Origin of the sequence: Streptomyces aurantiacus JA 4570, assembly GCF_000414115.1 — a bacterium.
GTDB lineage: Bacteria > Actinomycetota > Actinomycetes > Streptomycetales > Streptomycetaceae > Streptomyces > Streptomyces aurantiacus_A.
The window spans coordinates 1-10,600 of the sequence record NZ_AOPZ01000233.1; the positions used below are offsets into that span (position 1 = coordinate 1).

The 10,600-nt window shown below is 76.2% G+C and carries 6 protein-coding genes; 4 read left to right on the plus strand and 2 right to left on the minus strand.

Annotation, left to right across the window (positions count from 1 at the left end):
- The first annotated feature begins 78 nt into the window (after positions 1-78).
- Positions 79-2,253, plus strand: coding sequence for an ATP-binding protein (locus STRAU_RS22580; protein ID WP_052029195.1), 2,175 nt, complete (start codon positions 79-81; stop codon positions 2,251-2,253).
- Here the strand turns inward: STRAU_RS22580 and STRAU_RS22585 are convergent.
- Entirely contained in the window at positions 2,241-2,996 is a 756-nt protein-coding gene (locus STRAU_RS22585; RefSeq protein ID WP_016642699.1) for a DUF4232 domain-containing protein, read from the minus strand. The genes STRAU_RS22580 and STRAU_RS22585 overlap by 13 nt on opposite strands.
- 106 nt (positions 2,997-3,102) lie before the next feature.
- A complete protein-coding gene (locus STRAU_RS22590) occupies positions 3,103-5,913 on the minus strand; it encodes an AfsR/SARP family transcriptional regulator (RefSeq protein WP_016642701.1) in 2,811 nt (936 codons plus the stop codon).
- 159 nt (positions 5,914-6,072) lie between these two features.
- Between STRAU_RS22590 and STRAU_RS22595 the strand changes: the two genes are divergently transcribed.
- The 3 genes from STRAU_RS22595 to STRAU_RS22605 all read left to right on the plus strand — a co-directional run.
- Complete coding sequence (locus STRAU_RS22595) at positions 6,073-6,867, plus strand: response regulator transcription factor (protein ID WP_037661181.1); 795 nt, start codon at positions 6,073-6,075, stop codon at positions 6,865-6,867.
- Positions 6,857-8,962, plus strand: a complete 2,106-nt coding sequence (locus STRAU_RS22600) for a sensor histidine kinase (protein ID WP_052029196.1) — start codon at positions 6,857-6,859, stop codon at positions 8,960-8,962. Before STRAU_RS22595 ends, STRAU_RS22600 begins: the two co-directional genes overlap by 11 nt.
- 267 nt (positions 8,963-9,229) lie before the next feature.
- On the plus strand, positions 9,230-10,600 hold a 1,371-nt coding region (locus STRAU_RS22605), incomplete at its 3' end, for an AfsR/SARP family transcriptional regulator (protein WP_037661177.1).

The window sequence follows — 10,600 nt, forward strand, 5'->3', positions numbered from 1 at the left end:
GAACCGCCGCGGAGCGGCGGGGCCGGGGGCGCAGGGGGCGAGGATGTGTCCGGTGCCCGATTCCGGTGGCACCGGTGGGTGGGCGACCGGATTGTGGGCGTCGCCGACCGGGGCCGTCCCGTGCTGCTCGTACTCGACGACTTGCAGTGGGCCGGCGCCGAGACCCTGGACCTGTTCGCCGACTTGATAGAGCGTTCGTTCCAGCGCGCGGTGCTGGTCGTGGGAACGTACCGGGATGTCGAAGTGCCCTCCCGGCTGCGGGAGTTGCTCGGCCGGGTCGCACGGGCCGAACCCGTACGGGTGCGGCTCGGCGGGCTGCCGGAGGAGGCGGTCGGCGAGCTGGTGCGCGCCGTGGCCCACCGCCCCGTGACCGCCGAGACCGCCCGCGCGGTCCGGCAGCGCAGCGGCGGCAACCCCTTCTTCGTACGGGAGATCGCCCGCCTGTACGCGGCCGACGGCACCGCAGCGCTGTCCCAGGTCCCCGACGGCGTACGGGACATCGTCCGGCGCAGGCTCGCCGCCCTGCCGCCCGGGGCCCGGACGGTGCTGCGGCAGGCGGCGGTGCTCGGGCCCGTCGTCGACCTGGACGCCCTCGCCGCGCTGACCGGGGACGAGGACGCGGTGCTCGACGCGGTGGAGGCCGGTGCCGGGGCGGGGTTCCTGGCCGTGGACCAACGCCGCCCCGAACGCGTGGAGTTCGCCCACGATCTCGTCCACGAGACCCTGTACGGCGACCTCTCCGCGCTCCGCCGCGCCCGCCTGCACGCCGCCCTCGGCGAGATCCTGGAGCGGCTGCGGCCGGACGCCGTCGAAGCGATCGCGCACCACCTGGTCAGCGCCGGTACCCGCGCCCCGGCCGCCCGCACCGCCGACTTCGCGACCCGCGCCGCCCGGCGCGCCGAGGCGAGGGGAGCACCGCACGAGGCCGCCCGGCTGTGGGGTGCGGCACTCGACGCGTACGACCGGGGAAGGACCGAGGCGGACGACGCGGCCGGGGCCAGGACCGACGCGTACGACACCGCCGGGACCGGCGCCCGTACCCGCGAGCGCCTCACCCTCCTCATGGGACTCGTACGGAACCTCGCCGTCACCGGCGCGCTCGCCGAGGCCCGCCGGCACCGCGCCGACGCGCTCGTCGCCGCCGAGGCCACCGGCGACCCCGAGCTGACCGCCCGCGTCATCGGCGCCTTCGACGTACCCGGCATCTGGGCCCGCAACGACGACGAGCCCCTCTCCCGGCGCATCGTCGCGGCGGCCCTGCGCACCCTCGACGCCCTCCCGGACGACGCGAGTCCGGGACGGCGGGCCGTGCGGTGCCGCCTGCTCAGCACCGTCGCGATGGAGACACGCGGCTCGCGTACGGGCATCGGAGCCGACGCGGCCCGGGAGGCCGAGACGCTCGCCCGCGCGGCGATGGAGGAGGCCCCGGGCGCGGAAGAGCCCGCCGCGCTGCTCGCCTTCGCCCTCAACGGGCGCTACCTGCACACCTTCCACCGCGCCGGACTCGCCCCCGAACGCGCCCGCGTCGGCGCCGAGTTGACCGACCTCGCCGCCCGTCACGGACTTGTCCCCTTCGAGGTACTCGGCCACCTGATGCTGCTCCAGGCCCACTCCGCGCTCGCGGAGTTCGACCGCGCCGACGCGCACGCAGCCGCCGTCGACCGGCTCGCCGAGCGGCACGGGCTGCCCCTGGTGGGGGTGTTCACACAGTGGTACGGGGCGCTGCGCGCGGCGGTCGCGGGGCGGATGGAGGAGGCGGAGACCGCGAGCCGGGCGGCGGCGCGGCGGATGCGGGGGAGCGGGATGTCCGGGATGGACGGGTTGCTGGAGGCGGCCCTGGAGTGCCTGGCGGTGCAGGGCGGCGGCGGAGAGAGCGGCTGGGGGAGCGACGGGGAGAGCGGCGCGGGCGCCGACCCGAGGCAGGCCGTCCCCCGGGACCAGTTGCTGGAGGCCCGGCTGTGCCTGCGGGCCCGGGCCGCGCTACGAGGCACCGACGTCCCGCGAGACGTACTCGACGCCCTCTATCGTGACCTGCTTCCCGCCGCCGGGGAATTGGCCGGTGCCGGAAGCGGCGTACTGACCCTGGAACCCGTGGCCCAGTACCTGGGCGACCTGGCACTGGCCCTCGGCCGCCCGGCCACCGCGGCGACGCACTACCGCCAGGCACTCGCCCTCGCCGAACGGGCCGGCGCACCTCACTGGGAACGCACCCTGCTCCGCCGCTCCGCGACCCTCGACAGTCAGAAGCCGTAGGGCTTCGCCGTGTTCCAGTTGGTGACGTCGGCGCTGGTCCACGTGAACTTCGACGGCACGCCCTTGGCGTCGAACGCCTCCGTCTCGACACCGGGCCCGGTGTCGCCCGTGTGGTCCTGCATGGCGATGCTGAGGTTCGAGGAGGCGTGCGTCTTCGCGCTGTCGGTGAAGAGGTTCACGGCCGCGTAGACCTTGCCGCCGGGCTGCACCACGAGCGCCTTGCCGCCGCCCGGGGTGTCCTTGCCCGAGTGCGGCAGGACACCCACGGTGTCGCCGAGCATCACCGAGGGGTACGAAGTGACGTAGCACGGCTTGGAGTCGGCGTTCGTGGCCGTGATCAGCAGGTGCTCGCCACGCTGCTTCGCGAAGCGGTGCAGTACGGAGTACGACATCTCCTGGCCGTCGCAGGCCCGGACCCCGGCGGCGGAGGTCTTCGCGCCCTGGCCCGCGGTGGTGGCTTCCTTGCCGACGGTGGACGTCTTGCCCGAGCCCGCGGCCGAGCCGTTGCCCGAGCCGTTGCCCGAGCCCTTGGCCGTGCTCGCGGCCGACTCCTTGCCCGCGCCGACCGTCGAGCCCTTGGCGGAACCAGCGGATCCGGCGGAGCTGGTGGGACCGGCCGAACCGGAGCCGCCGGAAGTGCCCGCGCCGCTGTTGTCGTCCGAGCTGCCGCAGGCAGTCAGGGCGAGGCCGAGTGCGGCGGTGGTGGCGGCGAGTGCGGCGGTGCGGATCCGGGACGTACGCATGATGGTGTTCCCCCTGGGGCGGTGTGGTCGTGGCGGTCGTTCCCGCCGATGTGACCAGCCTGGGCGCACCCGCTGCCGTCCCGCTCACGCGCCACTGCCGTCCCGCTCACGTCCCCTCGGGGGACTCCGCCGTCGCCGCCATCCGCCCCACCGCCGCCGCGTACCGCTCCCGGAACCCCTCGTCGCCCGACACCCGCAGCAGCGCCCCCAGCGCCCGCACCGCGCCCTCGTCGAACCCCGTCGTCTCCGCCTCGTGGGCCGCGTGGTCGAGGCGGCGGATGCCCTCCGGCTCGTCGCCGAGGCCGAGCAGGGCCTCACCGGCCGCCATGGTGAGCAGGACCCGGGCGGCGCTCGGGGTGTCCGCCGGCTCCTGGGCGGTCAGGGCCAGCGCCTCCGTCGCCGTGTCGAGGGCCGACTGCCAGTCACGGGCGGCGAGTTGGTGGCGCGCCAGATGGTGCAGGGCAAGGCGTTCGGTGTGGCCGTCGCCCGCTCCGCGGGCCAGCTCCACCGCCCGTACACAGCCGTGCACCGCCTCCTCCGTGCCGCCGAGCGCCGCCTGCGCGAGCGACAGGTTGACCAGCGCCGTCGCCTCCCCGCGCGGATCGCCCGCCCGCGCCGCCAGCGGCACCGCCGCCTCCAGGCACGCCAGCGCCTCGGCCGTCCGGCCCTCCTCGGTCAGCACCCAGCCGAGGAGCGCGAGCACCCGCGCCTCGGCGTACGCGTCACCGCAGGCCCGCGCCGCGCGCAGCGCCGTCTCCAGGAGCGGCGCCCAGCCGTCCCGTACCCGCCACACGATCAGCGGCCACAGCGCGAGCACGATCCGCCACGTCCGGTCGTGCAGCCCGGCCGCGGCCGCCGCGGCCGCCGCGAGCGCCAGGTCCTCCCGTTCGGCCGCGTACCAGTCCATGGCCGCCGCGCGGTCGCCGAACTCCCGTACCGCGCACGGCTCGCGGAAGTCGGCGGGAAGCGTGAAGCACGCCTCGTCGCCGGGCTCCGCCGCCCCCGCCGCGGCGAGCGCGGTGGCCACGCAGTGGTCGAGGACGCGCGGCAGCGCCTCGGGGTCGGCGTCCAGGCCGCGGGCGTACAGGCGGACCAGGTCGTGCGGGGTCCAGCGGTCCGGCGCGGTCCGGGTCAGCAGGTGCGCGGCGGTCATCCGGTCGAGCGCGGCCTCGGCGGCCACCGGGTCCGTGCCCGCCAGGGCCGCCGCCGTGTACCGGTCCACATGGGTGCCGGGATGGCGGCCGAGCTGCGCGAACTGGTGCCCGACGGCCGCGGGGAGCTGCCGCAGCGTCAGCCGCAGCGCCGCCCGCACCCCGGTGTCCTCCACGTCGAGCAGCACCGCACGCCGTGACTCGTCGGACAGCTCGGCGGCCATCGCGGCCAGCGTGCCGCGCGGCTGGTCCGCGAGGCGCGCCGCGACCACCCGCAGCGCCAGCGGCAGCCCGCCGCACAGCTCCGCGAGTCGCCGCGCCGCCACCGGCTCCGCGAGCACCCGCTCCTTGCCGAGCACCCCGGCGAGCAGCGCCGTGCCGTCGTCCGGTTCGAGGACGTCCACGGGCAGCGGCCGGGCCGCGTCGGTGGCGATCAGACCACGCAGCCGGTACCGGCTCGTGACGACGGTGACACAGCGGGCCCCGCCCGGCAGCAGCGGCCTGACCTGCTCGGATTCTCGTACGTTGTCCAGTACGAGGAGGAGTTGACGGTCGGCGGCCAGAGACCGGAACAGCGCGGCCGCGCCGTTCGCCGACTCGGGTATCCGCCGCGGCGGCACCCCGAGCGCCAGCAGGAACTCGCGCAGCACGTCGAGCAGGGGCGGCTCGCCCGTGTCGGCGAAGCCGCGCAGATCGGCGTAGAGGCGGCCGTCGGGGAAGGCCGCGCGGTTGCGGTGCGCCCACTGCACCACCAGCGCCGTCTTGCCGACGCCCGCGGGCCCGGTGACCAGGCACACCGGCGCCTCGCCCGCCGCCGCCCGGGACAGCGCCGTGAACTCGGCCGCCCGCCCGTGGAAACCACGCGGTGCACGGGGCAGCAGGTCGGCCGTCGGGGGATGCGGGGCCGAGGGGGGCTGGGGGGTCGGCTGGGGGGCGAGGGACGGCGCGGGCTGCCTCGTTGTGGCCGGGGGAGCCGCCCGGGGGGCCGTCGCCGCCCCCGCCTGCTGCCCGGCCTCCTCCGCCTCCCCCTCCCCACGCAGCGCGAGCGCGTACGCGTCGGCCAGTTCGGGCCCCGGGTCGAGGCCCAGCTCGTCCGCGAGCAGCCGCCGCGTGCGGTGGAACCAGTCCAGCGCCTCCGAGCGGCGTCCCGCCCGCCGCAGCGCCGTCACCAGCGCCGCCGACAGCGACTCGCGCAGCGGGTGCGCCGTCACCTCCGCGCGCAGCAGCGCCGCCGCCCGCGCGTGCTCGCCCAACTGTCCGTACCCGGCCGCGAGGCGCTCCACCGACGCGAGCCGGGTCTCCTCCAGCGCCTGCGCCGCCGCCTGGAGGGCCGGTCCTGTGTGCACCCCGGTCAGCGCCGGGCCCTGCCACAGCGCCAGCGCCTCCTCGTACATCGCCACCGCGTCGGCCACCGCGCGCTGCCCGCGGGCCAGCGACACCAGCTCCTCGAAGCGGTGCGCGTCGAGGAGCGTCTCCGGCATCCGCAGCAGATACGCCGTGCCCCGGGTGACCAGCTCGACGCCGTACATCTCGGCGTCGGCGGCCACCAGCAGGGTGCGCAGCCGCGACACATGCCCCTGGATGACGCCGCGGGCCCGGGGCGGCGGCTCGTCGTCCCACAGGGCTTCCATCAACCGCTCCACCGGGACGGGGTAGTTGGGCCGCAGCAGCAGGGTGGCGAGCAGGCCCCGGCGCTTCGCGGGGCCGAGCGGGAGTTCACCGGCCTCGGTGGCGACGGACACCGCTCCGAGCAGCCGGAACTCCACTGGTCCTGCACCTCCTGAGGCGAAAGATCCCAGAATAACCGGCGGGTAACAACGGCGGGTCGGCCCACCCGCCGAGGGCCGCCGCGCGAGTTGTGTGATTCCTGTCAGGGCGTCCTCGCGACGGCCGTGGACCGCCGAGGTCCACTTATGCTCGGGCGCATGTGCGCTTTTGTCCTGGTCGCGGAGGACGACGAGAAACAGGCCGAGCTGATCCGCCGCTACCTGGAGCGCGAGGGCCACACCGTCGGCGTCGTCCACGACGGCCGCGCCGCCCTGGAACAGGTGCGGCGGCACGAGCCCGACCTGCTCATCCTCGACGTGATGATGCCCGAGGTGGACGGCCTCGGGGTGACCCGCGTGCTGCGCGCCGGACCCCGGCCGGGGGAGCACCCGGGCCCCGGGGCGCCCCCGGGCGCGAGCGCGCTGCCCATCCTCATGCTCACCGCCCGCTCCACCGAGGACGACCTGCTGCTCGGCCTCGACCTGGGCGCCGACGACTACCTCACCAAGCCGTACAGCCCCCGCGAGCTGATGGCCCGCGTCCGCACCCTGCTGCGCCGGGCCGGCGGCGGCGCCCACCAGCCCCCGCCGGATCCGGACGCCCGCGTGCTGCGGGCCGGCGGCCTCGTCGTGGACGAGCGGCGGCACGAGGTGACCGTGGACGGCGGCCGGGTCGAGTGCACGCCCGGCGAGTTCGAACTGCTCGCCGCCATGGCCGCCGAACCGGAGCGGGTGTTCACCCGGCCGCAGCTCCTGGACCGCATCCACGGCTCGTCGGGGTACATATCCGCCCGCACCGTCGACGTCCACGTACTGAATCTGCGCAAGAAGATCGAGGCCGATCCGCGCAAGCCGCGCCGCCTCGTGACCGTCTTCGGCGTCGGGTACAAGCTCGTCGCCCAGCCCGAGCCGGGCGAGCGGCACACCGGGGCGGCGGCCCGCCATGGCGCGTGAGCGGCCCCGTCCGGCGCGTGAGAAACCCGGTTCGCCGCGCGGGCGGGTGCCCGTCCGCAAGAGTCTGCTGACCCGGCTCCTCGTCGTCTCCGTCCTCGTCTCCGTCATGTCGATCGCCGCCACCGCGTGGCTCGCCGCGCAGACCACCTCCGGGGCGATCCGGCAGGAGCAGGGGCAGGTACTCGCCGACGACGCCCGCATCTACGACAAGCTCCTCGGCCTCGCCGCGACCCGCCCCAGCTGGCGCGGCGCCGACCGCACGGTGCGCGAACTCGCCGCCGGCACCGGCCGCCGTATCGCCCTGACCACCCAGGACCGCAAGGTCATCGCCGACTCCGCCGGGCGCGACCCGGAGCACGCCGCCCGGCTCCCGGCCCGGCCGTCCGCCGTCGTGGACCCGCTGTCCGTCGACACGACGCTGGCCGCCGCGCGCGGTGACACGACCGGATCGGGCGCGGGGCTCGGTACCGGTACCGGCGCCGTCGACCGCATCGACCCGCGCGCCGTCGGCCCCTTCCGGCTGCCCGCCCGTGAACGCCGCGACCTCCGGGCCGTCGCGGAGAAGTACGCCGAGTGCCTGCGCCAACGGGGCATCGACGCCAAGGTCGTCGTCGGGCCGAGCGGCCGCCCGTCCCTGGAGACGCCCGACGACCCCGGAGTGAAGGTCACCGACTACAGCTGCGGCACCCAGGAACTGGACGTCTTCACGGCGACCGAGCGAAAGGCGCTCGACAAGGTCAACAAGCTCGCCGAGGCGTGCATGCGGCGCAAGGGCTCCGAGCCGGTGAAGCTCGGCCTGACCATCAGCCGGGGCGGCGCCCCCCGGCTCTACCCCGCGAGCGTTCCGCCCGACTACCCGGAGCCGGTCCCATCCCCCGCCCCGGGCGCGGAGGGCCTCGCGGACGGCGAGGCCACGCGGCCCACCGAGCAACCCCGCGAGCCCTCCCTGAGCACGCCGCCCGCCGGCGCGGCGGACCGCCCCGCCGAGGAGTCGGCCCGCCGCGCCGACGCCCAGCGCAAGGACGAGGCCGTGAACGCCGCCGAGGCGCTCGCCGCCAACTGCGTGGACAGCGCCCGCCGTGAGCAGCTCGGGCCGTACGTGTCCTCCGGCGCGCTGTTGTTCATCACCAGCCCGGACGGCTCCCGCCCCTCCGAGAGCGGCTTCCGGCTCTCCGGCGCCAACACCACGCGCCTGGTCGGGCTCGCCGCCGCGGTCCTCGCCGTCACCGTGGCCGCGACCGCGTTCGCCGCGACCCGGCTGACCCGGCCGCTGCGCGCCCTGACCACGGCGACGCAGCGCATGAAGACCGGCGAGGAGACCGAGCCCGTGCCCGCCCGGTCGGCGGGGGAGATCAGCCAGCTCGCCGCCGCGTTCAACGACATGGCCGCGCACCGCAAGGCGCTGGAGGAGCAGCGCAAGGCGATGGTCAGCGACGTCGCGCACGAGTTGCGGACGCCGCTGTCCAACATCCGCGGGTGGCTGGAGGCGGCGGAGGACGGCGTCGTCGCCACCGACCCCGAACTCGTCACCTCCCTCCTGGAGGAGGCCCTGCTCCTCCAGCACATCGTCAACGACCTCCAGGACCTCGCCGCCGCGGACGCCGGTACGTTGCGGCTGCACCGTGAGCCCGTACGCGCCGTCGAGCTCGCCGAGCAGGTCGTCGCCGCGCACCAGGCCCGGGCGGACGCGGCCGGCGTCCGCCTCACCGCCGCCGCGGAGGGTGACCCGTGGCTCACGGCCGACCCGCTGCGCCTGCGCCAGGCCATCGGCAACCTCGTCTCCAACGCGATCCGGCACACGCCGGAGGGCGGGCGGGTGACGGTGGTGTGCCGCTGCGCGGACGCGGGGCCCGACGGGCCGGGCGTGGTCGTCGAGGTCGCGGACACGGGGACCGGTATCTCGGCGAAGGATCTGCCACACGTCTTCGACCGCTTCTGGAGAGCGGACAAGTCCCGCACCCGCGCGACGGGAGGCAGCGGCCTCGGCCTCGCGATCGTCCGCAACCTGGTGCACGCGCACGGGGGCACGGTGTCCGTGCGGAGCGAGAGGGGCAAGGGTTCCGTGTTCACGGTCCACTTGCCGGTGACGGGCTGAAAAATCCCCGTCCGGCGGGGGGAAACACGCAGTGGGCCAGAGGCCAGTTTGGGCGGACCCGGCCGCGGCGGCGACACTCCCCCGAGCCACGCGTCGATACGCGCGCACCGGCGGGGCCAGGTCCGATGTAGTGATCACATCAGGCCACGCCAACAGATGGCTAACATGTGGCCAACGGTCTCCCGGAACGGGGCGGGTGGCCGGAACCGTACGACCGGCGGGACGGCGCGGGTGGCCGCCCCGGCGGGAAGGGGGAGTTGGGCGCGCATGGCGGAAGAGCTGCGGTTCGGGCTCCTGGGCGTGCCCGCCGTGTTCGACGCCGACGGCGAACCCCAGGCCGTCCAGGGCCCCAAGGGCCGCGCCCTGCTCGTCGCGCTGCTGCTGGAACCCGACCGTGTGGTTTCGGCCGACGCCCTCAAGGAGGCGCTGTGGCCCGGCGGCCCGCCCGCCTCCGCGCACGCCTCCCTGCAGAACCACGTGACCCGGCTGCGCCGCCTGCTCGACGACCCGGACCGGCTGCGCGCGGTGCCGCCCGGCTACCGGCTGCGCGTCGGCGACGACGAACTCGACGTGAGCGTCTTCGACCGCCGCAACGCGGCCGCCCGCGCGGCCCTCGCCCTCTGGCGTGGCACCCCGCTGTCCGGCCTTTCGGCGGCGACGGCGGGCCACGCCCTCGTACAACGCCTGGAAGAGGCGCGGCTGTTGCTCCTGGAGTGCCGGTACGACGCGCTCCTCGAGTCGGCGGCGACGGGCACCCCGCTCGCCGAACCCGCCGCCTTCCTCCCGGAGCTGACCGCCCTGGTCACGGAACATCCGCTCCGTGAGCCCTTCCATCGCCAGCTCATGCTGCTGCTCCACCGCACCGGCCGCCAGGCGGAGGCCCTCGCCGTCCACCGCGCCCTGCGCCGCCGCCTGGTCGACGAACTGGGCGTGGAACCCGGCGAGGCGATACGCGAGGCCCACGGCCACATCCTCCGCGCGGACACGCCCGCCCCGACCACCGCGGCGCCCGCGGCCCCGGCACCCCGCTCCGTCCTCGCCGGCGGGCGCCAGACCACCTCCTCGCCCACCCGGCTGCCCCGGCCCGCCCAACTCCCGCCAAAGCCCCAGCACTTCACCGGGCGTGCGGCCGAGACCGAGCGGCTGCGCGCCCTGCTCACCGGTGCCGGCCGCGACGGCACCCCGCCCGTCGCCGTGCTCTCCGGCATGGCCGGGGTCGGCAAGAGCGCGCTCGCCGTGCACGCCGCGCACGCGCTGCGGGACGAGTTCCCCGACGGGCAGCTCCACCTCAACCTGCACGGCGCCACCCCGGGCATGACCCCGCTCACCCCCGGCCAGGCCCTCGCCGCCCTCCTGCGCGACCTCGGCACCGAGGCCCGGCACGCCCCCGATGCCGCCGACGACACCGACGCGGCGGCCGCGTTGCTGCGGTCCCTGCTCGCGCCCACCCGCACCCTGCTCGTCCTCGACGACGCCGCGAGCGCCGCGCAGGTACGGCCGCTGCTGCCCGGCGGCCCCGGCTGCGCCGTCATCGTGACCAGCCGCTCCCCGCTCACCGCGCTCGACGGCGCCGCCCGCTTCCCGCTGCGGCCGCTGTCCGACGCCGACAGCGCCGCGCTGCTGCGCGCCGCGTCCGGG

Coding starts and splice junctions, on each gene's coding strand:
- STRAU_RS22585 (WP_016642699.1), bottom strand. CDS start 2,996: ATGCGTACGTCCCGGATCCGCACCGCCGCACTCGCCGCCACCACCGCC.
- STRAU_RS22595 (WP_037661181.1), top strand. CDS start 6,073: ATGTGCGCTTTTGTCCTGGTCGCGGAGGACGACGAGAAACAGGCCGAG.
- STRAU_RS22600 (WP_052029196.1), top strand. CDS start 6,857: ATGGCGCGTGAGCGGCCCCGTCCGGCGCGTGAGAAACCCGGTTCGCCG.